The organism is Luteibacter jiangsuensis (genome assembly GCF_011742555.1).
GTDB classification, from domain to species: domain Bacteria; phylum Pseudomonadota; class Gammaproteobacteria; order Xanthomonadales; family Rhodanobacteraceae; genus Luteibacter; species Luteibacter jiangsuensis.
On sequence record NZ_JAAQQR010000004.1, the window covers coordinates 184,765 to 208,299 of the forward strand.

General features: G+C 66.6%; 22 protein-coding genes and 1 pseudogene. 5 read left to right on the forward strand and 18 right to left on the reverse strand.

Going from position 1 to position 23,535, the window contains the following annotated elements:
• Positions 1-23 precede the first annotated feature (23 nt).
• Positions 24-461, forward strand: a complete 438-nt coding sequence (locus tag HBF26_RS10670) for a DUF2231 domain-containing protein (protein WP_167125852.1) — start codon at positions 24-26, stop codon at positions 459-461.
• Positions 454-1,767 (forward strand): PQQ-dependent sugar dehydrogenase, encoded by a 1,314-nt coding sequence (locus HBF26_RS10675; protein WP_167125854.1) that lies wholly within the window; start codon positions 454-456, stop codon positions 1,765-1,767. Before HBF26_RS10670 ends, HBF26_RS10675 begins: the two co-directional genes overlap by 8 nt.
• 129 nt (positions 1,768-1,896) lie before the next feature.
• On the opposite strand, the gene HBF26_RS10680 is transcribed toward HBF26_RS10675, so the two are convergent.
• Both HBF26_RS10680 and HBF26_RS10685 read right to left on the reverse strand, forming a co-directional pair.
• Positions 1,897-2,703 (reverse strand): SDR family oxidoreductase, encoded by an 807-nt coding sequence (locus HBF26_RS10680; RefSeq protein WP_167125857.1) that lies wholly within the window; start codon positions 2,701-2,703, stop codon positions 1,897-1,899.
• A 57-nt stretch (positions 2,704-2,760) separates the two neighbouring features.
• Entirely contained in the window at positions 2,761-4,320 is a 1,560-nt protein-coding gene (locus tag HBF26_RS10685) for a POT-type proton-dependent oligopeptide transporter (RefSeq protein WP_167125860.1), read from the reverse strand.
• Positions 4,321-4,415: 95 nt separating this feature from the next.
• Here HBF26_RS10685 and HBF26_RS10690 point away from each other — a divergent pair, with 95 nt between their 5' ends.
• Positions 4,416-5,447 (forward strand): oxidoreductase, encoded by a 1,032-nt coding sequence (locus HBF26_RS10690; protein WP_167125863.1) that lies wholly within the window; start codon positions 4,416-4,418, stop codon positions 5,445-5,447.
• A gap of 118 nt (positions 5,448-5,565) precedes the next feature.
• Here the strand turns inward: HBF26_RS10690 and HBF26_RS10695 are convergent, their stop codons facing one another.
• From HBF26_RS10695 to bamJ, 3 genes and pseudogenes are all read right to left on the reverse strand, one after another.
• On the reverse strand, positions 5,566-6,435 hold the full coding sequence (locus tag HBF26_RS10695; RefSeq protein WP_167125866.1) for a sulfurtransferase: 870 nt from the start codon (positions 6,433-6,435) through the stop codon (positions 5,566-5,568).
• Positions 6,429-7,228: pseudogene (locus tag HBF26_RS10700) on the reverse strand (CoA pyrophosphatase). The gene HBF26_RS10695 and the pseudogene HBF26_RS10700 overlap by 7 nt, the downstream one beginning before the upstream one ends.
• A gap of 119 nt (positions 7,229-7,347) precedes the next feature.
• Positions 7,348-8,064, reverse strand: a complete 717-nt coding sequence (gene bamJ / locus HBF26_RS10710; protein ID WP_167125874.1) for a BamJ family beta-barrel-assembly machinery protein — start codon at positions 8,062-8,064, stop codon at positions 7,348-7,350.
• Positions 8,065-8,227: 163 nt separating this feature from the next.
• Between bamJ and HBF26_RS10715 the strand changes: the two genes are divergently transcribed.
• Positions 8,228-9,010, forward strand: a complete 783-nt coding sequence (locus HBF26_RS10715) for an enoyl-CoA hydratase/isomerase family protein (RefSeq protein ID WP_167125877.1) — start codon at positions 8,228-8,230, stop codon at positions 9,008-9,010.
• Between the two features lie 291 nt (positions 9,011-9,301).
• On the opposite strand, the gene HBF26_RS10720 is transcribed toward HBF26_RS10715, so the two are convergent.
• The 5 genes from HBF26_RS10720 to HBF26_RS10740 form a co-directional block, all read right to left on the reverse strand.
• A complete protein-coding gene (locus HBF26_RS10720; protein ID WP_240151298.1) occupies positions 9,302-10,126 on the reverse strand; it encodes a DUF1684 domain-containing protein in 825 nt (274 codons plus the stop codon).
• Between the two features lie 111 nt (positions 10,127-10,237).
• On the reverse strand, positions 10,238-12,076 hold the full coding sequence (mutL, locus tag HBF26_RS10725; RefSeq protein ID WP_167125882.1) for a DNA mismatch repair endonuclease MutL: 1,839 nt from the start codon (positions 12,074-12,076) through the stop codon (positions 10,238-10,240).
• 71 nt (positions 12,077-12,147) lie between these two features.
• Positions 12,148-13,737: an N-acetylmuramoyl-L-alanine amidase gene (locus HBF26_RS10730; protein WP_167125885.1), complete on the reverse strand. Its 1,590-nt coding sequence runs from the start codon at positions 13,735-13,737 to the stop codon at positions 12,148-12,150.
• A 162-nt stretch (positions 13,738-13,899) separates the two neighbouring features.
• Positions 13,900-14,352: a tRNA (adenosine(37)-N6)-threonylcarbamoyltransferase complex ATPase subunit type 1 TsaE gene (gene tsaE, locus HBF26_RS10735; RefSeq protein ID WP_167125888.1), complete on the reverse strand. Its 453-nt coding sequence runs from the start codon at positions 14,350-14,352 to the stop codon at positions 13,900-13,902.
• The gene (locus HBF26_RS10740) at positions 14,349-15,821 is read right to left on the reverse strand and encodes an NAD(P)H-hydrate dehydratase (protein ID WP_167126529.1); all 1,473 of its coding nucleotides are present in this window, start codon (positions 15,819-15,821) and stop codon (positions 14,349-14,351) included. The genes tsaE and HBF26_RS10740 overlap by 4 nt, the downstream gene beginning before the upstream one ends.
• 34 nt (positions 15,822-15,855) lie before the next feature.
• On the opposite strand from HBF26_RS10740, the gene queG reads away from it, so the two are divergent.
• Complete coding sequence (queG, locus tag HBF26_RS10745; RefSeq protein WP_167125892.1) at positions 15,856-16,926, forward strand: tRNA epoxyqueuosine(34) reductase QueG; 1,071 nt, start codon at positions 15,856-15,858, stop codon at positions 16,924-16,926.
• Positions 16,927-17,000: 74 nt separating this feature from the next.
• On the opposite strand, the gene HBF26_RS10750 is transcribed toward queG, so the two are convergent.
• The 8 genes from HBF26_RS10750 to secY all read right to left on the reverse strand — a co-directional run bounded on the left by HBF26_RS10750 (position 17,001) and on the right by secY (position 23,535).
• Complete coding sequence (locus HBF26_RS10750) at positions 17,001-18,374, reverse strand: class II 3-deoxy-7-phosphoheptulonate synthase (RefSeq protein ID WP_167125895.1); 1,374 nt, start codon at positions 18,372-18,374, stop codon at positions 17,001-17,003.
• 42 nt (positions 18,375-18,416) lie between these two features.
• A complete protein-coding gene (locus HBF26_RS10755) occupies positions 18,417-18,917 on the reverse strand; it encodes a disulfide bond formation protein B (RefSeq protein WP_167125898.1) in 501 nt (166 codons plus the stop codon).
• Positions 18,918-19,084: 167 nt separating this feature from the next.
• Positions 19,085-19,468: a 50S ribosomal protein L17 gene (gene rplQ, locus HBF26_RS10760; RefSeq protein ID WP_167125901.1), complete on the reverse strand. Its 384-nt coding sequence runs from the start codon at positions 19,466-19,468 to the stop codon at positions 19,085-19,087.
• Positions 19,469-19,678: 210 nt separating this feature from the next.
• Complete coding sequence (locus HBF26_RS10765; protein WP_167022115.1) at positions 19,679-20,677, reverse strand: DNA-directed RNA polymerase subunit alpha; 999 nt, start codon at positions 20,675-20,677, stop codon at positions 19,679-19,681.
• Positions 20,678-20,693: 16 nt separating this feature from the next.
• A complete protein-coding gene (gene rpsD / locus HBF26_RS10770; RefSeq protein ID WP_029213873.1) occupies positions 20,694-21,320 on the reverse strand; it encodes a 30S ribosomal protein S4 in 627 nt (208 codons plus the stop codon).
• Positions 21,321-21,331: 11 nt separating this feature from the next.
• Positions 21,332-21,718 carry a 30S ribosomal protein S11 gene (rpsK, locus tag HBF26_RS10775; protein WP_007513384.1) on the reverse strand — a complete coding sequence of 129 codons (387 nt, stop codon included), beginning with the start codon at positions 21,716-21,718 and terminating at the stop codon, positions 21,332-21,334.
• A 12-nt stretch (positions 21,719-21,730) separates the two neighbouring features.
• Positions 21,731-22,087 (reverse strand): 30S ribosomal protein S13, encoded by a 357-nt coding sequence (gene rpsM / locus HBF26_RS10780; protein ID WP_166699365.1) that lies wholly within the window; start codon positions 22,085-22,087, stop codon positions 21,731-21,733.
• 125 nt (positions 22,088-22,212) lie between these two features.
• Positions 22,213-23,535, reverse strand: a complete 1,323-nt coding sequence (secY, locus tag HBF26_RS10785; protein ID WP_167022113.1) for a preprotein translocase subunit SecY — start codon at positions 23,533-23,535, stop codon at positions 22,213-22,215.

Sequence of the window (23,535 nt, forward strand, 5' to 3'; positions counted from 1 at the left end):
CAGTCCATCCAAGGGGACCCGTCATGAGCTACCCACCGCGCCGCTCCGCCGTGGCCAATGCCATCTATGCGCTCCTGAACCCGATTCCGTTCGGGTTCTTCGTTGCCGCCCTCATCTTCGATGGCGTCTATGCGAAAACGGGCACCATACTCTGGGCGAAGGGCGCGGCATGGTTGATCACCCTCGGCCTGCTGCTTGCCATCGTGCCTCGCCTGGTGAACCTCACCCAGGTCTGGATCACCTCGCGCCGATTCGGCAGTTCCGCGGACCATGTCGACTTCTGGCTCAATGTGGTCGCCATCGTCGCCGCGATACTCAACGCCTTCGTCCACACGCGCGACGCCTACGGGATCATGCCAGCCGGGCTGTGGCTTTCCATCGTCACCGTGCTGCTGATCGCCATCGGCCATGTGGTGATCGCGGTGCATTATTCGACGGTTCGGGAGATCGCCCATGACTAAGGCATTAAAGCCCGCCGTACTAGCCCTCGCCTGCGTGCTGACGCTGGCCGGCTGCGCAGGCAAGAGCGAACAGAACGCGGCCGATCAGGTGGGCGGCGATCCGTCGCTGCCGAAGGCCCGTAACTTCCTTCTTCCACCCATGGAAGTACCGCGCTTCACCGGCTGGAAAGAGGGCGCCACACCGACCGTCGCGCCGGGGCTGAAGATCGAAAAGATCGCCGGCGACCTGAAGCACCCGCGGCAACTGCTGACGCTTCCCAACGGCGACGTGCTCGTCGTCGAGGCCAACGGACCCGGCGAGGAAGCCGTGACGACGCCGAAGCAACTGATTGCCGGCATGGTCAAGAACACCTCGGGAAAGGGTGCGAAAGGCGGCGATCGCATCACGCTGCTGCGCAAGACGGGCACCGGTCAGTGGGAAAAGCACACTTACATCGAGCACCTGCATTCGCCATTCGGCGTGCAGCTGATCGGCAGCACGCTGTACGTCGCCAATACCGATGCGATCGTCACCTTCCCTTACACGGAGGGAGCCACCCGCGTCGACGCTCCCGGCACGGAATTCACCGACCTTCCGTCGACAGTGAACCACCATTGGACGAAGGCCCTGCAGGCGAACGGCGACGGCAGCAAGCTCTACGTGGGCGTGGGTTCGAACAGCAACATCACCGAGAACGGCATGGAGGTGGAGTATCGCCGGGCCAACGTGCTGGAAGTGGATGTCGCCAGCCGCGGCAGCCGCATCTATGCCTCGGGCATCCGCAATCCAACCGGCCTGCAATGGGATCCGACGACGAACACACTTTGGGCCATCGCGAACGAGCGCGACGAGATCGGCAACGATCTGGTACCCGACTACATGACGTCGGTGAAGGAAGGTGCCTTCTACGGCTGGCCGTACAGCTATTACGGCCAGCATGTGGACACGCGCGTGAAACCGCAGCGGCCCGACATGGTGCAGAAGGCGATCAGCCCCGATTACGCACTCGGCTCGCACGTGGCCGCCCTCGGCTTCCTCCTGAGCCAGCGGAACGCGTTGCCGGCGCAGTACCAGAACGGCGCGTTCGTCAGCGAGCACGGCAGTTGGGATCGATCCCCGCTGAGCGGCTATGCCGTGGTCTTCGTCCCGTTCCAGAACGGACGGCCCGTCGGCAAGCCAGAAACCCTGGTGAGCGGCTTCCATTCCAAGGACGAGAAGGAACTCTATGGTGCGCCGGTAGGCGTGGTGTTCGACAAGGACGGCGCGCTGCTCATCGCCGACGACGTGGGCAACACGGTATGGCGAGTCTCGGCCGCGACGCCCTAGCTAAAACTGCGGGAGCCGCCATAGCAGTGAGTGAACCTTGTGGGAGCCGGCTGTGCCGGCGATCCCGCGGTAGCGGGCAAGCTCGCCGCGAGCACCCATCGCCGCTGAAGCGGCTCCCACACAGAGCATTCATACATACTGCATCTTCCGGCTCATCCCGCCGTCCACCGTGAAGTTCTCACCGGTGATGAAGCCTGCCTGCGACGACAGCAGGAACACGGCCAGCGCACCGATGTCCGGCGGCAGGCCCGCGCGGCCGACCGGATGTTGTGCGTGGTCCGCGGCGGAGAGCTTCGCCTTGCGGCGCGCGGAGGGTTTCTTCCATTCGTCCACGACGATCCAGCCCGGGTCGATCGCATTCACCCGCACCGGTCCGGCGCTGATCGCCAGTGCGTGCGTGAAGGCCACGATGCCGCCCTTGCTTGCGGCATAGGCTTCGGTGTCCGGCTCCGACTGATGGGCGCGCGACGAGGCGATGTTCACGATGGCGCCGTTGCTTTTCTTCAACGCGGGAAGCGCATGCTTGCTGCAGAGGAAGGTGCCGCCGAGGTTCGTGTCGATGCGACGTTTCCACTCGCTCCATTCGAGCCGTTCCAGCGGCCCCGATTCGGGATCGGCGATGCCTGCGTTGTTCACCAAGCCGTCGATCCTGCCAAAGCGATGCAGCGCGCCGGCGATGAAACGCTTGACGCTGGCTTCCTTCGCGACATCGAGCACGAGGAAAGCCGCACGGCCGCCCACGTCCCATTCGTCCAGACAGGCCCTGCCGGCCTCGGCGTCGACGTCGCCGATGAGCACGCTGCCGCCCGCCTCCAGCACCGCCTGTGCGATGCCTTTGCCTATGCCCTGTGCACCGCCGGTCACGAGCACGACCTTGTCCGGCCACTCGGTGGCAGCAGGGACCGGCGATGGAGATGCGTGTTTCGGTGTTGGCATGGCTTCGCTCCCTTAGGGCAACAGCGGGATCGTCCGCGCCGCGCCGTGGAGGAAACGTCATGCGTGGCGGTAGTAGTCCATTTCGCGATACCTGCGGGCATACAGGCCAAAGGCCAGCGCCGCCACGGCGGCGAACGCCGCGAAAAAAAACATCTGGAACGCGGTCGCGCCGATGCCGGTGCCCGCGATGCCCGCCAGCACGGCGTCGTTGCGCACGCCCGCGTTCGCAAGCAGCACCCAAAGGTTGCCCACGGTGACACTGAGCGTCCAGAAGCTCATCAGCGTGCCCTTCATCGACGGCGGTGCCTGGCTATAGGCGAACTCCAGCCCGGTCGCCGAGACCAGTACCTCGCCCATGGTGAGGAACATGTACGGCAACAACTGCCACGCGATGGAGACGGCGTCGCCGCCATCGATCGCGAGCTGAATGAAGCCCACGATCACCCAGGCGACCGCGGAGAACGCGATGCCCGCGGTCATGCGGCGCAGTGCCGTCGGCTCGATACCCAGCCGGCGCAGGAACGGAAACAGCACGAGGTTGTTGAACGGAATCAGCAACAGCACCAGGGCGGGGTTCACCGCCTGCATCTGCGCGGGATGCAGCCAGTCCGGCATGCTCATGGCATTCGCCTGCAACACCCAGGTGGAGGCTTTCTGGTCGAACAGCGACCAGAACGGCGTGACCAGTGCGAACACCAGCAGCACGCGCAGCACCGCCGCCACGGCGTCCACCGCCTCGTCGGGGTGCTTTCCGCGGGCCCGCTCGAGTTGCAGCCGCGTGCCGAGGCCGATACCGCCGAGGGCCAGCACGAAGGCGAGGCACAGCGCCGCCACGATGCCCAGCACGGGCATGAGGGCGAGCGAACCGGCCGCCATGGCGAAGGCCGCGACGGTCACGACAAGGCCCGGCCGCCCTTCTCCCGGCGCATGCGCGAGCAAGGCGGTGCGCACGACCCGCGCGAAGCCATGCGGATCGCTGCCGGTCGGAGGCAACATCACGTAGTGCTTGCGCCCGCTCCAGAACACCACCGTCGCGATGAACATCAAGGCGCCAGGAATGCCGAACGCCACGGCCGCCCCGTAATGGCGGAGGAAATACGGCATCGTCAGCGAGGCCAGGAACGAGCCCACGTTGATCATCCAGTAGAAGGCATCGAACACCACCTTTGCGAGCCGCCGGTTGCTCTCGTCGAACTGGTCGCCGACGAAGGCGGCCACACAGGGCTTGATGCCGCCCGCACCGAGCGCGATCAACGCCAGTCCCGTGTAGAACCCGGGCACGCTGTGCTCGAACAGGGCCAGGCAGAGGTGGCCCACGCAATACAGGAGGCTCAGCCACAACACGGTGCGGTATTTGCCGAACCACCGGTCGGCCAGCCAGCCACCCAGCAGCGGGAAGAAATACACGCCGATGACGAAGGTGTGGAACACGTCCTTCGCCGCGCCCGGCCGCTCCGCTTCGGGCAGGTACATCAGCAGCGACGTGACAAGAAACGGCGTGAGGATGTTCCGCATGCCATAGAAGCTGAAGCGCTCGCAGCCCTCGTTGCCCACGATGTAGGGGATCTGCCGCGGCAGGCGCGCGTTACGCGCGGTGTCGACGTCGAGGGCGGTCATGGCGGTCCCGTTGGAGTGAACAACCGCAGGATCCTAAACGAAACGCTCAGGGGAGCCGCGCTACGCTTGCCCCATTCCCCTGCCCCGGAGCCACCATGCAGCCCATTCGCACCGGCCTCATCGGCTATGGCACAGCAGGCGCGGTCTTCCATGCGCCGCTCATCGCGGCAGCGTCCGGATTGCGCCTTACCGCCATCGCCAGCCGTCGCGCGGAAGAGATCGCCCGCGACTTTCCGGAAGCCAAGGCTTACGAAAATCCTCAATCCCTCATCGACGATCCGGACATCGAACTCGTCGTGATCGCCACGCCCAACGAGACCCATGCCGCCCTCGCCCGCGCCGCGCTGGAAGCGGGCAAGCACGTGGTGGTGGACAAGCCGTTCACGCTCGATGCCGGCGAAGCCGAGGCGCTGATCGCGCTGGCCGATGCCGCAGGAAGGAAGCTCTCGGTATTCCAGAATCGCCGGTGGGACAGCGACTTCCTGACGGTACGGCGTCTCGTCGACGACGGCCGGCTGGGCGGGATCGCCTACTACGAGGCGCATTTCGACCGATTCCGGCCGGAGATCAAGCAGGGATGGCGGGAAACGGAGGCGCCGGGTGCCGGGCTGCTCTACGACCTGGGGGCTCACCTCATCGACCAGGCCCTGGTCCTGTTCGGCCTGCCTCACGCCGTTACCGCCGACGTAGCCCGGCAGCGCGCCGCCGCCAGGGCCGACGACTATTTCCATGTGGTGCTCGATTACGGCCGACGCCGTGCCGTGCTACATGCCTCGGTGCTCGTGCGCGATCCGGGGCCGCGCTATCTGGTGCACGGCGACGGGGGCAGCTTCGTGAAATACGGCATCGACAGTCAGGAAGCCGCGTTACGCGAAGGCCGCCGTCCGGGCGGCGAAGGCTGGGGAGAGGACGACCCGGCCCTGTTCGGGCGCTTCACCGACGCCGACGGCACGGCCGCAACGATCGATTCGCTGCCGGGCCGTTACACGGCCTACTACGACGGTATCGCCGCATCGATCCGCGACGACGCGCCGCTGCCGGTCGAAGCGCGTGAGGCGCGCGACGTCATTCGCGTGATCGAGGCGGCGCAGATCAGCGCGCGCGAGCGGCGCACGATCCTTCTGTAAATGTTTCGATCCATTGTGGGAGCCGCTTCAGCGGCGATCCCGCGGCAGCGGGCCAGATTACGGCGAGCACCCATCGCCGCTAAAGCGGCTCCCACAGAATGCGTATGCCGTGGGTTGGTCAATGGTCGCCGGTGGCGACACCGCGCGACGAGTCGCTCACCCACCCACTCCACGACGGCGCGTAGAGGCGCGAACCGCACAGGCCGGCGTACTCCATGGCCAGGAGGTTGTGGCACGCCGTGACGCCCGAGCCGCACATGTGCACGACGTCTTCCGGCGGATGCGGCCCGACGATCGCTGCGAAGGCGAGGCGAAGTTCCTCGGGCGTGCGGAAGTACCCCTCCGCGTCGAGATTGTCGGCGAAGGGCCGGTTGCGCGCACCGGGGACGTGCCCCGCCACCGGGTCCAGCGGCTCGACGTCGCCGCGAAACCGCGGCGCGGCGCGCGCGTCCAGCAACAGCAGCCGTCCGCTGGCAAGGCCTTCGGTCAGTTCGTCCGCGCCGACGGTGGCATGGAAATTCACGCGGACGGCCGTGGGCTCGCGCACCGGCAGCACGTTGTCCACGGGTAGCCCCGCCTTCACCCACGCCGGCCATCCGCCGTCGAGGACCGCGACGTTATCGATGCCCGCCAGCCGCGCAAGCCACCAGAAGCGCGCCGCCGCCAACGAGCCGCCCGCAGCGTCGTAGACGACCACCTGGAGGTCCGGCCGCCAGCCGGCGGCCGAGAGCCACGCCGAGAATCGCTCCGCCGAAGGCAGCGGATGCCGCCCCCGACCGTTCGAAGGAGAGCCCATGTCGGCCAGGTCACGGTCGAGGTCGGCGCGCACCGCGCCGACGACGTGCGACAGCGCGTAGTCCTGGTCGCCCTTGCCGGGATCGCGGCCGCCCGGCTGGTTGAGGTCGAACCGGGCGTCGACGAACAGCACGTCGTTCGCCGGCAGCTGGGCGGCCGTGGCCGCATCGATGAGCGTGCGCGAGATCAGCATGGGTGTCCCATCCGCTTGAGCAGGTTGAGCAGGATGGCGGCCGTGACGCCCCAGATGCGGTAGCCCGCATGGAGGAACTCGACCATCTCCCGCCGGTGTCCCCGGAAATCCATGGTGTAGCGGCGAAGGTTCGCGGGATCGAGGAAGAAACCGAAGGGCACCTCGAACACTTCCGCGACCTCGCCCGGATCCGGCTTCAGCATGGCATCGGCCGCGACGCGTGCGACCACGGGCGTGACCGAGTAACCGCTGATCGTCTCGAACGTCTCCAGGAAGCCGAGCGGCGTGACCATGCCTGCGTCGAGCCCGATCTCTTCATGGCTTTCGCGCAGTGCCGCGGCCACGACATCGGCGTCGGTGGGTTCCACCCTTCCGCCAGGGAAAGCCACCTGCCCCGCGTGCTGTTGCAGGGTGTCCGTGCGCAATGTGAGCAGCAGGTTCTGCTCGCGGTCGTCGCGAATGCCGATGAGCACGGCGGCCGGGCGGCGCGGCCCGGTACCGATCAGTTCGGCCATGTCGCCGTGATTCCAGCCGCGCGGCCCCGGAGGCGCTTCAAGGGGAAGCAGCGCACCGCGCAGCCGGGCGAGCATGTCGTCCATCAGCTAGCGTCCCGAAGGGGAAGCACGTGGTCCATGAGCCGGATCTTTTCGGCGTCGCTCATCCTCGTCCAGCGGGCGATCTCGTCGCCCGTGCGCAGGCATCCCATGCAGAAACCGCGCGTATCGAGGCGACACACGCCCGTGCAGGGACTGAGGGGTAGCGTGGAGGAAGCGATGCTCATACCGCCTCCCATTGTAGCGGGATGGGTGTAGGAGCGCGCCCTGCGCGCGACAGTTTCTCGCCCCCGGTCTACAAGCTGGCGCGCCAGCTCCGGGGCACGGCCCCAAAACATGTCGCGCGCAGGGCGCGCTCCTACCGCACGTCCATCAGCTCGATTTCGAACACCAACGCCTCGTTCGGACCGATGCGCGGCAATTCGCCGCGTTCGCCGTAGGCCAGCGCGGGGGGGATCACCACCTTCCAGCGGTCGCCGACATGCATGCGCGGGATCACGTCCTGCCAGCCGGCGATCACCCGGTTCACCGTGAACGTGACCGGCTTGCCGTGCGCGTAGGAGCTGTCGAATTCGGTGCCGTCGATGAGCGCCCCGCGATAGTTGACCACCACCGTGCTCGTGACCTTCGCCTGCGGGCCATTGCCCTTCGCGAGCACCGCGTACTGGATGCCCGAGGGAAGCGTGATGACGCCGGGACGCGTCTTGTTGCTGGCGAGGAAGTCGGCGCTGCGTTTCGCGTTGGCCGCGGCGACACGCCGGAACGTCACCATGGAGTCCCGCTGCACCTTGGCATCGAAATTCACGAGCTGCTGCTGCATCACGTCGATGGGCACTCCGGGGGCGCGCTTCGCGTAGCCGTCCTGCAAGGCCTTCACGAGCACGGCGATGTCCACGTCGGGCTGCGCGCTGTTCGCGAACTGCGTGCCGATCTGGTAGCCGATGGCATAGGAAAGCTTGGTCTTGTCGATGGCCGGCGCACCCGAAGCGGGCAGCGTGGGCGCCGACTGCGCACTCGCGACACCGTTCACTAGCGCCAGCGCGACGAACACGACCAGGAAACGCAAGGGTGACATCCCGTTCTCCGTGAATCCGGAACCGTTGGCGTGCATGGAGGATAGTCCATCGGCGCTCGGCCCGCCCATTGCTTCCTGAGACGCCGCAACGGGGGTAAAGGTTCCCTTCCCTGCGCTACCATCCCGTTTTTCGGCACGTCCGCCCCACCGACCAGGAGCCGTCATGGCCTTTCGCACCCTCGCCACCGCCGATCGCGGCGCCGTTCGCACGATCACCGTCAACCGTCCCGACAAGCTCAACGCACTGAACCGGGAAACGATCGGCGAACTGACCCTGGCGTTCCGGCAGGCGGCCCAGGACGACGCCGTGCGCGTGGTGGTGCTGGCGGGCGCGGGCGAAAAGGCCTTCGTGGCGGGCGCGGACATCTCCGAGATGACTGCGTGGTCGCCCGTGCAGGCCCAGTCTGCCTCGCGCGCGGGGCAGGACCTCATGCTCACCATCGAACGCCTGGGGAAGCCGGTGATCGCGAAGATCCAGGGCTATGCGCTGGGCGGCGGAATGGAACTGGCGATGGCGTGCCACCTTCGTGTGGCCAGCGAGAAGGCCCGCTTCGGCCAGCCGGAAATCGGCCTGGGCCTGATCCCCGGCTTCGGCGGCACGCAGCGCCTCACCCGCCTCACCGGCCGCGGCGCCGCGCTCGAACTGTGCCTGCTCGGGCAGCAGGTGGACGCGGCGCGCGCCGAACGGCTCGGCCTGGTCACGCGTGTCGTGGCCCCCGACGAACTCGAGGCCACCGTGGACGCGATGGCCGACCAGCTTGCCGCCGCCGCGCCGCTGGCGTTGAAGGGCATTCTGGACGCCGTGATCGAGGGCGGCGAATGCGCCATCGACCAGGGTCTGGCCTTCGAGACGCAAGGCTTCGCCATCGCGTTCTCGACCGAAGACATGCGCGAAGGCACGGGTGCGTTCCTCGAACGACGCAAGGCGAGCTTCAAGGGCGTCTGAACACGGCAGAGACGCTCGGTGGAAGTGTGGGAGCAAGCCAGAGGCAAGCACCCATCGCCGCTGAAGCGGCTCCCACACAGAGCACGCTCGCCAATGCGTGGGGGCGCCTTCTGGGGGAGCCGGCTGCGCCGGCGATCCCGCGGCAGCGGGCAAGCTTGCCGCAAGCACCCATCGCCGCTGAAGCGGTTCCCACAGAGGGCTCGCCTGACTTGTGGGACTCCCCACAAATCCGTTTCTTGTGGGAGCCGGCTACGCCGGCGATCCTGCGGCAGCGGGCAGGCTTGCCTCGAGTCAGTGCCCGCCGCGGTATTTCAGTTCGCCCGCCTCCACCCGCACGTCCAGCCGGTTTTCCGGCGGCGCGAGCTGGCAGGTGGCGTACGGGGTGAACGCGCACGGCGGGTTGCGCGCTTCGTTGAAGTCGATGACAAGCTTGCCGTCCACCGGAAGACCGGTATCGAGGAAACGCCCCGCGCCATACGTTTCCTTGCCGGACGTAAGGTCGCCGAAGACGAAGAAGAGCGCCTCGGGCACCTCCTGGATCGGGTACAGCTCGAACACCCGCCCGTCGCGCGTGAACACGGCCTTGCCCGGCACGTTCTCCTTCTCGATGGTACCGATGACGGTGCCGAGTTCCAGTTCGTACGGCGGATCGAACGGCACCCAGTCCGCGACCACGCGCCACGTGGGATCGATCGGAAAGTACGCCAGCCCCTCGAAACCGACGCGCGTTTCGGCTTGCTCGTCTTTCACGCGCACCGCCTTGCGGCCGTCGCGTTCGATGACGAAGAGGATCGCGGAACCGAAGCGGACTTCGCTCGGCGTGCTCCCTCTCGCGTCGTCGCGCAACGACGCGCGCTCGACCGCCTGGCCGTCGACGACAGCTCCGCTGCCGGGAACCAATTCGATCGTGCTCGTACCGTCCGCCGCGAGCACGATCGTGCCGAGGTGAGCCGGCCCGGTTTGCAGCACGATGTCGTTGTCGCTCGCGCCACCGATGCGGTTCGCTCCTTCCTGCAACCATTCGAACCCGATCAGGCTGAGCCAGCCGCCCGGCGCCGTGAGCAGTTCCAGACGCCGCGCACGCGCGGCCGCGACGTCGTGTTCATGAGAATTCATCGCCATCTCTCAAAGTAATCGATGCTGTAGGAGCCGCCATGGCGGCGAGGTGACCCGCGACAACACATCGAACGAAAACCATTACCGGAACGTAGGCCGACTTCGCACGCATCAACGCCCGCGCAGGAAGAGCTTGTCGAGTTCGCCCAGCGACAGCTGCACCCACGTCGGTCGGCCATGGTTGCATTGCCCGGAACGTTCCGTCGCTTCCATCTCGCGCAGCAGCGCGTTCATCTCGGGAATGCCCAGGCGCCGGCCGGCTCGCACGGACCCGTGACACGCCATCGTCGAAAGGAGTTCGTTTTCCAGTTCCTCGAGCCGGCGGGAACTTCCGTGCTGCGCCAGTTCGCCGAGTACGTCGCGCGTGAGTTGCGCCACATCGGCGCCCTCGAGCAACGAGGGAATGCGACGCACCACCACGGCACCGGGCCCGCTGCGGGAAAGTTCGAGACCCCACTCGCCCAGGGCGTCGGCATGCTCTTCGGCCGCGGCGGCCTCCTTCGTGCTCACGGCGATGGACAACGGCACCAGCAGCATCTGCGAGCGCAGATTGGCGGTGACGCGCCCGTTCTTCAGCTTTTCGTACGTGATGCGCTCGTGCGCGGCGTGCATGTCGACCAACACGAGACCGTGCGCGTTCTCCGCCAGCACGTAGATGTTCTTCAGCTGCGCGATGGCGTAGCCGAGCGGCGGCACGTCGTCGTTCGCCTCGTTGCCCGCCGGCAAGGGCGCCGGGCGCGAAGCCGTCGACGCACCGAACAGCGTGGCGTAGTCGGCCAGCGGCTGGTCGCGCACGCCGAGGTTCAGCCGCGACTGACTGGCCTGCTGCGGCCACGCGGGCATCGCCGACGACGAAGACGACGGCGATGCGAGCGGACGGTGATCGATGAAGGCCCCCACCGCGCCGGCGCTCACCGGCACGTCGATCTCGGCCGATGGCAAGGCAGCGCCCGCGCGCGTCTGCGCCAGCGCCTCGTGCAGGGTGCGGAAGAGGAAATCGTGGATCAGGCGCTGCTCGCGGAAGCGCACCTCGTTCTTCGCCGGGTGCACATTGACGTCCACCCCCGCCGGATCGAGTTCCAGGAACAGGACGAATACCGGATGCCGGCCGTGGAACAGCACGTCCGCGTAAGCCTGGCGCACGGCATGGGCGACGATGCGATCGCGCACCAGGCGACCGTTGACGTAGAAATACTGCTGATCGGCCTGCGAACGCGACGCGGTGGGCAAACCGACCCAACCGGAGAGACGCATGCCGGCCGCCTCGTGCTCCACGCGCAGTGCCTGTCCGGGAAATTCGGGGCCGAGCACTTCCGCGACGCGGGCCAGCGCGGCGTTCTCGTCGCGCGCGGGCTTGAGCAGACGCACGGGCTTGCCATTGTGACTGAGGCGGATGTCCACGCCCTCGCGTGCCAGCGCCAGCGACTTCAGCAGGTCGTCGATGTGCGCGAACTCCGTGCGCTCCGCGCGCAGGAACTTGCGCCGCGCAGGCACGTTGTAGAAAAGGTCGCGAACCTCGATCGTGGTTCCCTGTGGATGCTGGGCGGGCCGCACGTCCTGCATGCGGCCGCCGTCCACCTCGATGCGCCAGGCGGAATCGTCGCCCGCCTGGCGCGACGTGAGCGAGAAGCGCGCCACGGAGGACACGGAGGCGAGCGCCTCGCCGCGAAAGCCCATGCTCGATACACGCTCGAGGTCGTCGAAGCTGCCGATCTTGCTGGTGGCATGCGAGGCCACCGCCAGCGGAAGCTCGTCGCGGGGAATGCCGCCCCCGTCGTCGCGCACGCGGATGAGCCGGACGCCGCCCTGCTCGATGTCGACCTCGATGCGGCGCGCACCGGCGTCGATGCTGTTCTCGACCAGTTCCTTCACCACCGAGGCGGGCCGCTCGATGACTTCGCCGGCGGCGATCTGGTTGATCAGTTCCGGCGGCAGGGGACGAATGGGCATGACGGCTTGACCTGACGGGCTTGCAAGCCCTGAAGGATAGCCGATGGCGGCGGACGCCGCCCCAGGGGGCGTCAGCCGGAAGGAATGAGCATGACCGTGCCGACACGCACGGTGTTGTCGGTCATCTTGTTGGCGAGTTTCAGTGCGCCGACCGACACGCCGTACTGCTGTGCGATGCCGGTGAGGGTTTCGCCACGGTTGACGCGGTGCACGTCGCGAACGTTGTCGTCGGCACGGCCCCCGGCTTTCCTGCCAGCAGCGGGCACGTCCGCCTTGGCGACGACCACGGGGGCGGCGGGCTTCGAGGCAGCCGCCTTCGCAGGCGTGGCGGTATTGCCGGACGGCTTCGACGGCGCGGTATCGCCGTCGTCGTCGGACGAGCGCGCGGCCGCCACGAGCGTACCGTTGCGGCGGGCTGCCTGCGCGGCGAACCAGGTTCCCGGCGGCGGCATCGACTCAAAATAGTTGCGCACGCCGCCGAGCACCGCCGTGGCGAGCTGGCGGCGATGGCCTTCGTCGCGGAGCCGCTTTTCTTCCAGAGGATTCGTGATGAAGGCCGTCTCCACCAGGATCGACGGCACATCCGGCGACCGCAGCACGACGAAGTTGGCCCGCTCCACGTAGCCGCGGTGCGTGGGACCAAGACGGCCCAGCGCCTTCAGCACGTTGCCTGCGATGGACTCGCTGGCCTGCATGGCGTAGCCCTGCTGGAGGTCGAGTAGTACGGCCGCCAGCGTGTCGTCCTTGTCGTCGAGCGACACACCGCCGACAAGGTCGGCACGGTTTTCCCGATCGGCCAGCCAGCGCGCGGCCTCCGACGTCTTGCCGCGCGGCGAAAGCACCCAGACCGACGACCCCTTGGCATCGCTGTTCTTGAACGCATCCGCGTGGATGGACACGAACATGTCAGCGTTGTGCTCGCGGGCGATCTGGTAGCGGCGCTTCAGCGGAATGAAGTAGTCGCCGTTGCGGGTGAGCACGGCCTGCATGCCGGGCTGCCGGTTGATCTGGTCCGCCAGCTCGCGCGCCACCTGCAGGGTGACGTCCTTTTCGCGCAGGCCGGTCGCACCGCGCGCCCCCGGATCTTCGCCGCCGTGGCCGGCATCGATCGCCACCACCACCTTGCGCTCGGTGGCGAGCATGGGGGGCTTGCCAGGGGGAACCGTCTTCGCCGCCCGGGTGTCCCGCGCCGCGGCTGCGGCCACCTTGACGACGCTGGGCGTGTCGTCGATGACCGGGTTGTCGCCCGGGTCGCTCTGCCCGCCCGGGTAGAGGTCCAGCACGAGGCGGTAGCCGTAATCGCCGGCCGGCTTCAGGAGGAAGCTTTTCGGCTTGGCGGCAGGGTCGACCTTCGCCACCACGCGCGCCGTCGAGCCCTGCTTCGCGGTCGTCAGCGATTTATAGAGGCCCTGGCCGCCCGGTGCCGAGAAATTGCCGGCGACAGCACTGCCAGCGATATCCAGCACCACGCTGCCCGGGGTGTCGCCAGCCGACATCTTGTACTTGGCGGGCCCGGAAAGATCGAACACCACGCGCGTGTACTCGGGCCCCGCCCAGACGCGGGCCGCATTGACGTCGGCGGCCGTCGAGCGGCCAGACGCCAGCGTCGCGACGGCGGTCACGCACGCAAGAAGGCAGAATTTGATAGTGATTCCCCTCATACGGCCCGGATTGAACTGCAAGTGCTCGCTGAATGCAAGATATTTGCCTTGTTAATCCATAACCTGCGAACACTTCGTCAACAACCGTACAGGAATCGCCTGCAAATCGTCAGAAGTGTCGGCGATGCCGTAGGCCAGATCCGCCCCCGTATCCGCCTGTCCCTACAAGGAGTCGATGAGGAGCTCGCCCGCCGGAGAACGCGGCTCGAAGCTTACGACCCGGCCGCTTCCGTCGTGCCGGAAGCGGATTTCCAGGTCGACCGGGGGCAAGGCTCCCGTTCCGCGCTCCGGCCACTCCACCAGCACGATGGCGCCGGGCTCGGCCAGGCTGTCCAGCCCCAGCCATTCCAGCTCGCCCGGATCGGCGATGCGGTAGAGGTCGAGGTGATAGGCCCGCCGGCCTTCGAGCTCGTAGCCCTCGATCAGGCTGTAGGTGGGACTCTTCACCCGCTCGCCGACGCCGAGGGCGCGCAGGAAGGCGCGCGCGAAGGTCGTCTTGCCGGCGCCCAGATCACCGTGGAGGTAGACCACCAGGCCGCCTTGCAGTCGCTCGGCGAGTCGCTGCCCCAGTGCGATCGTGGCCGCTTCGTCGGGAAGGATCTGCTCGCGGTTCATGCGTCCAGCCCGTTCACGAGCCGCCGCAACGGATCGAGCAGATCGCCCGCGAGCAAACCGCGTTCGCCCGCTCGCGCCGCGACGTCGGCCGCGCGGGCGTGGAGGGCAACACCCAGGCAAGCCGCGCGATAGGGATCGCATCCCTGCCCCAGCAAGCCGGCAATGACACCCGTGAGGGTGTCACCCATGCCGCCACTGGCCATGCCCGGATTTCCCCAGGGACAGACGGAGACCTCGCCATCGGGCGACGCCACGAGGCTGCCGTTGCCCTTCAACACCACCACCGCGCGATAGCGGCGCGCCAGCTCGCGTGCCGCTGCGAAACGGTCGGACTGCACCGCGGCGGTTTCGATTCCGAGGAGCCGGCCTGCCTCCCCTGGGTGCGGCGTGAGCACCGCCCTCGCCGGAAGGCGCCGGGGTTCCGCATGCAAGAGGTTGAGGCCGTCGGCGTCGAGAACCGTCGGCAGGTCCATGTCCAGCGCCGTCGTCCACAATGCATGACCCCAGGCACCTTGCCCGAGACCCGGCCCGAGCGCGACGACAGAGGCCTTGTCCAGCATCGGTTGCAGCGCCTGCGGGCCGTTCACGGCGTGCGCCATCAATTCGGGGCGCGCTGCATTCAGGGCCAGCACGTTTGCCTCGTGCGTGGCCACGCTGACGAGGCCCGCGCCCGAACGAAGCGCCGCTTCCGCCGCCATGCGTATGGCGCCGCCCGTGCCGTGGTCGCCGCCGATGGCGAGCACGTGGCCGTTCGACCCCTTGTGCGAATCCCTCGGCCGCGGCGGCAAGCTGGAGACCACCATCAGCCATGCATCCGGCGCTTCCAGCACGTCTTGCGGAAGGTCCAGCGGCTGCAGTTCCACCTCTCCCGCCAGTTCGGCACGATGGGTATGCAGGCCACGCTTGTGCACGATGAAGGTGGCGGTGGCTGCCGCGCGCACCGCCACGCCGGGACAGGCGCCCGTGTCGGCGGACAGGCCGGAAGGCACGTCGAGAGCGAAAACGGGAATGCCGCTGGCGTTGATCGCCTCGATGGCCTCCCGCGCGTCCCCCTCGGGGACGCGATCGAAGCCGGTACCGAAGAGCCCGTCGACCACCACGTCAGCCGGCGGCAGTGCCGGCCAGGCCGACAACGGATGCACCGTGCCGCCCAGCGCTTCGAAGGCGGCACGTGCGCTGATGGCGTCCGCGCCGCGCGGCGGGCCGAGCGCCACCAGGTCCACTGCCAGGCCGTTGGCCAGGGCATCGCGAGCCACGAGGTAGCCGTCGCCGCCATTGTTTCCCGTACCGCATACGACGCGCAGCCGGCGTGCCGCAGGCCAGCGCCGCCGCAGCATGGCGAAGGCCGCCGCGGCGGCGCGCGTCATCAACTCGAAGCCCGGAATACCGAGCCCGTCGATGGCGCGCCGGTCGATCGCGCGCGCCTGGGCGGATGTGAAGAGGGCGATATCCAGATCGAAGGCGGTCATCGGCCGATTATAGGAGGCCCGGTAGAATGGCGGCATGCCCGTTTCCACCGCCATCGACTACGCCGCCCTCGCCGTCGACATCAAACGCTGGGCGCGCGAACTCGGCTTCGCCGACGCCGGCATCGCCGGCACCGACCTCGGCGACGACGAGCGCTACCTGGAAAGCTGGCTCGCGGAGGGCCATCACGGCGAGATGGACTACATGGCGCGCCACGGCACCCGCCGCAGCCGCCCGGCCGAACTCGAACCCGGCACGCTCCGCGTCATCTCCGTGCGCATGGACTATGTGCCACCCGGCATGCCGAACGCATGGGACGTCATCAACGATGGCGAAAAAGCGTACGTGGCGCGCTACGCACTGGGCCGCGACTACCACAAGGTCATGCGCAACCGTCTGCAGAAACTCGCGGCGCGCATCCAGGAGCGCATCGGCGACTTCAGCTATCGCGCCTACGTCGATTCCGCTCCCGTGCTCGAGAAAGCCATCGCGCGCAATGCCGGACTCGGCTGGATCGGCAAGCACACCGTGCTCATCAACAAGCGCGCAGGTTCGTACTTCTTCCTCGGCGAGCTGTACACCGACCTCCCCCTGCCCGTCGACGCGCCCGCAAGCGCCCATTGCGGCAGTTGCCGCCGCTGCATCGACATCTGCCCGACCCAGGCCATCGTCGCGCCCTATCGCCTCGACGCGCGCCGCTGCATCTCTTACCTCACCATCGAACTCAAGGGCAGCATCCCGGTGGAACTGCGCGAGCCCATGGGCAACCGCGTGTTCGGCTGCGACGACTGCCAGCTGATCTGTCCGTGGAACAAGTTCGCGCAGGACGCGACGGAGCCCGACTTCGCTCCGCGCCACAGCCTCGACGGTCCGAAGCTCGTCGAACTGTTCGCATGGAGCGAAGAAGAGTTCCTCTCCCGCACCGAGGGCATGGCCATCCGGCGTACGGGCTACGAAGGGTGGTTACGCAATCTCGCCGTCGGGCTCGGCAATGCGCCGGCGAGCGATGAAGTGGTCGCCGCGCTGCGGGAGCGGGTGGATCATCCGTCGGCGATGGTGAGGGAGCATGTTTTGTGGGCGCTCGCGCGGCACGGAGCTCTGCGCTGACTCGTCGTCGCCACGTCCGGCGCGGTCAACGCGATGGCGCCTGCCGAGCCCGCCTCGACGGCGGGCTCTCCAGGTCAGACCATGCCGCCCGACTTCCGTACGATCAGCATCGCCAGTTCCAGCGACTGCTCGTAGTTGAGGCGGGGATCGACCATCGACTTGTAGGCGCGATCGAGGTCCTGTTCCACGAGTCCGCGAGCACCGCCGAGGCATTCCGTGACGTTCTCGCCCGTGAGCTCCAGGTGCACGCCGCCGAGGCGCGTACCGGCGGCGGCGTGGATGTCGAACGCCTGGTCGAGTTCGCCCGCGATGTTCGCGAAGCGGCGGGTCTTGTAACCGTTGCTCGTGCTCTCGGTGTTGCCGTGCATCGGATCGGCCACCCACAGCACACGACGGCCTTCCCGCTTCACCGCTTCGAGGAGCGGTTGCAACTGCGTGGCGATCTTGTCGTTGCCCATGCGGTGGATGAGCGTCAGACGGCCCGGTTCCTCGTTCGGATTGAGCACGTCGATCAGGCGCAGCAGATCGTCCGCCTGGACTGTCGGGCCCACCTTCACGGCGATCGGGTTGCGTATGCCGCGGAAGTATTCCGTGTGCGCGCCGTCGAGCGCCGCCGTGCGCATGCCGATCCACGGGAAATGCGTAGACAGGTTGAACCAGCCGTCCTGTCGCGGCACCTGGCGGGTGAGCGCCTCCTCGTAATGCAGCAGCAGGGCTTCGTGCGAGGTGTAGAAGTCCACCCGCGAGTAGCTGGAGATGGACTGGCCCGCCAGCGTTTCCATGAAACGCAGCGAATCGCCGATGCTGGCCACCATGCGCCTGTATTCCGCGGCGAGCGGCGAATGCTCCACCCATGCAAGATCCCAGTATTCGGGATGGTGCAGGTCGGCGAAGCCGCCATCGATCAGCGCACGGACGAAGTTCATCGTCATGGCCGAGCGGGCGTGCGCCTTGATGAGGCGCTGCGGATCGGCGCGACGCGCCTCTGCCGTGAACTCCGGGCTATTCACCAGATCGCCGCGGAACGCAGGCAGCGTCACGCCGTCGCGCGTCTCCGTGTCGGCCGAACGCGGCTTGGCGTACTGACCGGCGAAACGCCCCACGCGCAGCACCGGTTTCTTCAGGCCGTGCACGAGCACCAGGCTCATCTGCAACAGGACCTTCAGACGGTTGGAGATGATCGGACTGCTGCAGTCGGCGAAGCTCTCGGCGCAATCGCCGCCCTGAAGCAGGAACCGTTCGCCCTCCTGGGCCTCGGCAATACGCTGCTTCAGCGCCAGGATCTCCCAGGAGGTGACCAGCGGCGGCAACTCGCCCAGCTGTTCAAGGGAGCGGGCGAGCTCCGCGGCGTCCTCGTACGTGGGCTGCTGCAGGGCGGTCCTCGACCGCCACGATCCCGGCGTCCAGTCGAGCGACGGCGGAGTTACGGCTTTGAGGGAGTGTTGCATGTCGGTACTGCCTGCGTGGATGCGCCTGCGCGGCGCGGGAATTTAACGAACGGAACGGCGAACGGCAAGGAACGCCCAGACGATGAGCACGACGAACCAGAGCAAGGTCCAGCCGGGCATGGGTACGCCGAGGATCGGCTCGACCTTCGCGCACTCGCCGGAGCCGGTGAATGCGAGCTTCAGCATCTTCATGAACGGGAAGGCGTCGAAGAGGTATCCGAGGCCCGGGCCGCATGCCGGCACCTGATCGGCCGGAAGCGACTGGAGCCACAGGTGGCGGCCCGCCGTGGCGATGCCCCAGAGTCCACCGAGCGCCACGAGCGCGGCGTAGACCACACGGGTGCCCGTGCGCCGCGGCGCGTGCAGCCCGCCGATGAGGAAGAACAGGCCCATGATGCACACGGCGATGCGCTGGAAGATGCAAAGCGGGCACGGGTCGAGGTGCATGACGTACTGCGAGTAAAGCGCGAACGCCATGAGGCCCACGCAGACGACGAAGCCGGCGAGATAACGCGTACGGAACGACCAGTTGCGAAGGCTCATGCGAACGATGCTGCGATGCGGGACACCCACGTTAACGCTTTGTCGAGGGAGTTGTAAGTCCTGGCCTGAAGTTTCTTTTGCAACCAAGACAAGGACTTCTGGCTGTTCAAACGAAAAAACCCGGCAGGTCGCCCTGCCGGGTTCTCTTTCGATCGAATGACCGACGCTTACTCGGCGTCGACGGCTTCGCTCTTGGCCGGACGGTCGACCAGCTCGACGTACGCCATCGGAGCGTTGTCGCCCGGGCGGAAGCCGCACTTCAGGATGCGCAGGTAGCCGCCGGGACGCTCACGGTAACGCGAGCCGAGCTCGAACAGCTTGCCCACGGCTTCCTTGTCGCGCAGGCGCGAGAAAGCGAGGCGGCGGTTGGCGACGCCGTCGGTCTTGGCGAGCGTGATGAGCGGCTCGGCGACGCGACGGAGTTCCTTCGCCTTGGGAAGGGTGGTGCGAATCAGCTCGTGCTTGATCAGCGACGAAGCCATGTTCTTGAACATCGCTTCGCGGTGGCTGCTCGTGCGGTTGAGCTTGCGACCGGATTTCTGGTGGCGCATGGCGTTTACTCTCTAAGGTCTGTTGTTATGAAAAACCGGCCAGGATGGTCCGGCTTTCCGCGGTTACCCGCTTTTCGAGGCTGTCAAAACGCCCCGTTATAAGAGCACGGCCTCTGCGGACCGTTCTGGAACACCGGGGGAAGTACACAAGGTATCCGCCGGTTGAAGCAAAGGAGCGGGGCGATCGAAGAACGATCGCCCCGTGAAACATCAGCCCAACTGCATGCCGTGGGACAGGCCCGGCGGCGGCCAGTTTTCGAGCTTCATGCCGAGCGCGAGACCGCGCCCGCCGAGAACGTCCTTGATCTCCGTGAGCGACTTCTTGCCCAGGTTCGGCGTCTTCAGCAGCTCGACCTCGGTCTTCTGGACCAGGTCGCCGATGTAGTAGATGCTTTCCGCCTTGAGGCAGTTCGCCGAACGGACCGTCAGCTCGAGGTCGTCGATCGGACGGAGCAGCAGCGGATCGAAACCGCCCTTCTCCGCCTTGGTCGAATCGCTCTCGCGACGCGAGAAGTCACCGAAGACCGACAGCTGGTCGTTGATGATCTCGGCGGCCTTGCGGACCGCGTCTTCAGCACCGATGGTGCCGTTCGTCTCGATGTCCAGCACGAGCTTGTCGAGGTTGGTGCGCTGCTCGACACGAGCCGCGTCCACTTCGTAAGCCACGCGCAGGACCGGCGCGAACGAGGCGTCGAGCTGCAGACGGCCGATCGGCCGGGTCTCGTCGTCCGGATGCTGGCGCGCGCTGGCCGGCTGGTAGCCGACGCCGCGACGCACCTTCAGGCGCATGTTCAGGGCCACGTCCTTGGTGAGGTGGCAGATCACATGTTCCGGATTGACGATTTCGACGGAGTGGTCGACCGCGATGTCGCCGGCGGTGACCACGCCCTTGCCCTTCTTCGACAGCGTCAGGGTGACTTCGTCACCGGTGTGCTGGCGGATGGCGACGTCTTTCAGGTTCAGCAGGACTTCGATCACGTCCTCCTGCAGACCTTCGAGAGTGGTGTACTCGTGCAGCACGCCGTCGATTTCGACCTCGACGATGGCGCTGCCCGGGATCGAAGAGAGCAGCACGCGGCGCAGCGCGTTGCCCAGGGTGTGGCCAAAGCCACGCTCGAGCGGCTCGACTACCACCTTCGCGCGGTTCGCTCCAAGCTGCTCGACGCTGAGGCCACGAGGCCGCAGCACACTAGTTGACGAAACTGCCATGCAAGGCTCCGATGGATTACTTCGAGTAAAGCTCGACGATCAGGGCTTCGTTGATATCGGCCGGGAGATCGCCACGATCCGGGACGGCCTTGAACGTACCCGCGAACTTCTTGCTGTCGACCTCGACCCACGACGGACGAAGGTCCATCGTGTCGTAGATGGTCGCCGCTTCCTGCACGCGCAGCTGCGTGCGGGCCTTCTCGGTCAGCGAGACCTCGTCGCCCGGACGGACGTGATAGGAAGGCACGTTGACCTTCTTACCGTTGACCGTGACGGACTTGTGGGCCACGAGCTGGCGAGCCTGGGCGCGGGTGACCGCGAAACCCATGCGGTAGACAACATTGTCGAGACGGCTTTCCAGCAGGCGCAGCAGGTTTTCACCCGTGTTGCCCTTCTGGGTCGAAGCCTTGGTGTAGTAGTTGCTGAACTGACGCTCAAGCACGCCGTAGATGCGCTTGACCTTCTGCTTCTCACGCAGCTGAACGGCGTAGTCCGACAGACGGGCGCGCTTGTTGGCGCCATGCTGACCGGGCTTGTTTTCGAGCTTGCACTTGGAATCAAGCGCGCGAGCCGGGCTCTTCAGACCGAGGTCGGCACCTTCACGACGCGCCAGCTTGCAGGTAGCTCCACGATAACGGGCCATGGTTATGCTCCTTAGACGCGACGCTTCTTGGGGGGACGGCAGCCGTTATGCGGAATCGGCGTGACGTCGATAATGTTGAGCACCTTGTAGCCCAACGCGTTCAGAGAGCGCACGGCCGACTCGCGGCCCGGGCCGGGGCCCTTGATGCGCACTTCCACGGTCTTCACACCGTAGTCGCCGGCAGCGCGGCCAGCCTTTTCGGCGGCAACCTGGGCAGCGAACGGGGTGGACTTGCGGGAACCGCGGAAACCCGCGCCGCCAGCCGTCGCCCACGACAGGGCATTACCCTGGCGGTCGGTGATCGTGACGATGGTGTTGTTGAAAGAAGCCTGCACGTGGGCCACGGCATCCGTGACGACGCGCTTGATCTTCTTCTTGGTTTTAACCGGCTTAGCCATAATCGGTATCCGTTACTTCTTGATCGGACGACGCGGACCCTTGCGGGTACGGGCGTTGGTACGCGTGCGCTGGCCGCGCACCGGCAGGCCGCGACGATGGCGCAGGCCACGGTAGCAACCGAGGTCCATGAGACGCTTGACCGCCATGCCGATTTCGCGGCGGAGGTCGCCTTCGACCGTGTACTTGGCGACTTCGGCGCGGATCTTCTCGACCTCGCCTTCGCTCAGCGACTTGATCGGGGTGGTTGCGACCACGCCCGCGTCGACGCAGACCTTCTTGGCCCGCGACCGGCCGATTCCGTAAATGCTCTGCAAACCAACCCAGACATGCTTCTGGACCGGCAAATTGACACCCGCGATGCGCGCCATGATGTACTGTCTCCGATGCGTTTCGTGCGCGGTAAACGCGCAATTCTAACCGTTATTAACCTAAACGGGAAGTCCTGCGGCGCCAGGCGCCGCGGCCTCCCCTACTTTGGGGTCCCCATCGCGTCTCAACTGCGACGGAGATTCGACTTCTTGAGCAGACTCTCGTACTGGTGGCTGACGAGATGGGCCTGGACCTGAGCCGTGAAGTCCATCACCACCACCACCACGATCAGCAGCGAAGTGCCGCCGAAATAGAACGGGACGTGCCAGGCGTTCTGCATGAACGTGGGCACCAGGCAGACCAGGACGATGTAAATCGCGCCGACACCGGTAAGCCGGGTCATGACGCCATCGATGTAGTCCGCCGTGGCCCGACCCGGGCGGATGCCCGGAATCAGCGCGCCCGAACGCTTGAGGTTATCGGCCGTTTCCTGCGAGTTGAACACGATCGCCGTATAGAAGAAGGCGAACCCGATCACCAGCACCGCGAACACGATGTCGTGGACCGGCTCACCCGGACTCAGCGCCGTGGTCAGCCATTGCAGCCAGCGGGACTGGTGGGCGGAGCCGAACCAGGTCGCCGCGGTTGCGGGGAAGAGCAGCAGGCTGGTCGCGAAGATCGGCGGAATGACGCCCGCCATGTTGATCTTCAGCGGCAGGTGCGAGGTCTGACGCTGGAACTGACGCTGGCTGCCCTGCTTCGCATAGTTCACGGTAATGCGCCGCTGGGCGCGCTCCATGAACACCACGAACGCCGTCACCGCCAGGATCACCACCAGCACCATCAGCAGCTTCAGGACCGACAGCTCACCGTTGTTCGCCATGCTCAGCGTGTGAACGATGGCGGCCGGCAGGCCTGCGACGATACCCGCAAAGATCAGCATCGAGATACCGTTGCCGATACCGCGCTCGGTGATCTGCTCGCCCAGCCACATCAGGAACATGGTGCCGGCGGTGAGGCCGACGACCGATGCCAGGACGAAGCCGGCACCCGGCATGTAGACCACCGGCGCACCGCCCGCGGCAACCTGCTTCTGCAGGGCCACGGCGATGCCGAAAGCCTGGAATGCCGCGAGCCCGACCGTGCCGAAGCGCGTGTACGTGGTCATCTTGCGACGACCCGCCTCGCCTTCCTTGCGCAGAGCCTGGAGCGACGGAATGACCGAGCCCATCATCTGCACCACGATCGACGCCGAAATGTACGGCACCACACCGAGAGCGAATACCGAGAAGCGGGACAGCGAGCCGCCCGAGAACATGTTGACCATGTTCAGCAGACCGCCGCCACCCTCGACCAGGCTCGTCATCGCCTCGGGATTCACGCCCGGAACGGGAATGAACGAACCGAGGCGGAAGACGATCAGCGCACCGATAAGGAAAAAGATGCGCTGACGCAGTTCCGTCAGTTTGCCCAGCGAGCCGAGCGTTGTGCCCTGCGCTGCAGCCAC

Excerpts from the sequence above, each read along its gene's own strand:
- HBF26_RS10675 (WP_167125854.1), top strand. The coding sequence starts at position 454 with ATGACTAAGGCATTAAAGCCCGCCGTACTAGCCCTCGCCTGCGTGCTG.
- HBF26_RS10765 (WP_167022115.1), bottom strand. The coding sequence starts at position 20,677 with ATGGCAGTTTCGTCAACTAGTGTGCTGCGGCCTCGTGGCCTCAGCGTC.
- rplQ (WP_167125901.1), bottom strand. The coding sequence starts at position 19,468 with ATGCGCCACCAGAAATCCGGTCGCAAGCTCAACCGCACGAGCAGCCAC.
- rpsK (WP_007513384.1), bottom strand. The coding sequence starts at position 21,718 with ATGGCTAAGCCGGTTAAAACCAAGAAGAAGATCAAGCGCGTCGTCACG.
- HBF26_RS10740 (WP_167126529.1), bottom strand. The coding sequence starts at position 15,821 with ATGACCGCCTTCGATCTGGATATCGCCCTCTTCACATCCGCCCAGGCG.
- queG (WP_167125892.1), top strand. The coding sequence starts at position 15,856 with ATGCCCGTTTCCACCGCCATCGACTACGCCGCCCTCGCCGTCGACATC.
- mutL (WP_167125882.1), bottom strand. The coding sequence starts at position 12,076 with ATGCCCATTCGTCCCCTGCCGCCGGAACTGATCAACCAGATCGCCGCC.
- HBF26_RS10715 (WP_167125877.1), top strand. The coding sequence starts at position 8,228 with ATGGCCTTTCGCACCCTCGCCACCGCCGATCGCGGCGCCGTTCGCACG.
- rpsM (WP_166699365.1), bottom strand. The coding sequence starts at position 22,087 with ATGGCGCGCATCGCGGGTGTCAATTTGCCGGTCCAGAAGCATGTCTGG.
- HBF26_RS10750 (WP_167125895.1), bottom strand. The coding sequence starts at position 18,374 with ATGCAACACTCCCTCAAAGCCGTAACTCCGCCGTCGCTCGACTGGACG.
- HBF26_RS10690 (WP_167125863.1), top strand. The coding sequence starts at position 4,416 with ATGCAGCCCATTCGCACCGGCCTCATCGGCTATGGCACAGCAGGCGCG.
- HBF26_RS10730 (WP_167125885.1), bottom strand. The coding sequence starts at position 13,737 with ATGAGGGGAATCACTATCAAATTCTGCCTTCTTGCGTGCGTGACCGCC.
- HBF26_RS10670 (WP_167125852.1), top strand. The coding sequence starts at position 24 with ATGAGCTACCCACCGCGCCGCTCCGCCGTGGCCAATGCCATCTATGCG.
- HBF26_RS10685 (WP_167125860.1), bottom strand. The coding sequence starts at position 4,320 with ATGACCGCCCTCGACGTCGACACCGCGCGTAACGCGCGCCTGCCGCGG.
- rpsD (WP_029213873.1), bottom strand. The coding sequence starts at position 21,320 with ATGGCCCGTTATCGTGGAGCTACCTGCAAGCTGGCGCGTCGTGAAGGT.
- tsaE (WP_167125888.1), bottom strand. The coding sequence starts at position 14,352 with ATGAACCGCGAGCAGATCCTTCCCGACGAAGCGGCCACGATCGCACTG.
- HBF26_RS10680 (WP_167125857.1), bottom strand. The coding sequence starts at position 2,703 with ATGCCAACACCGAAACACGCATCTCCATCGCCGGTCCCTGCTGCCACC.
- HBF26_RS10720 (WP_240151298.1), bottom strand. The coding sequence starts at position 10,126 with ATGAATTCTCATGAACACGACGTCGCGGCCGCGCGTGCGCGGCGTCTG.
- HBF26_RS10755 (WP_167125898.1), bottom strand. The coding sequence starts at position 18,917 with ATGAGCCTTCGCAACTGGTCGTTCCGTACGCGTTATCTCGCCGGCTTC.
- bamJ (WP_167125874.1), bottom strand. The coding sequence starts at position 8,064 with ATGTCACCCTTGCGTTTCCTGGTCGTGTTCGTCGCGCTGGCGCTAGTG.
- HBF26_RS10695 (WP_167125866.1), bottom strand. The coding sequence starts at position 6,435 with ATGCTGATCTCGCGCACGCTCATCGATGCGGCCACGGCCGCCCAGCTG.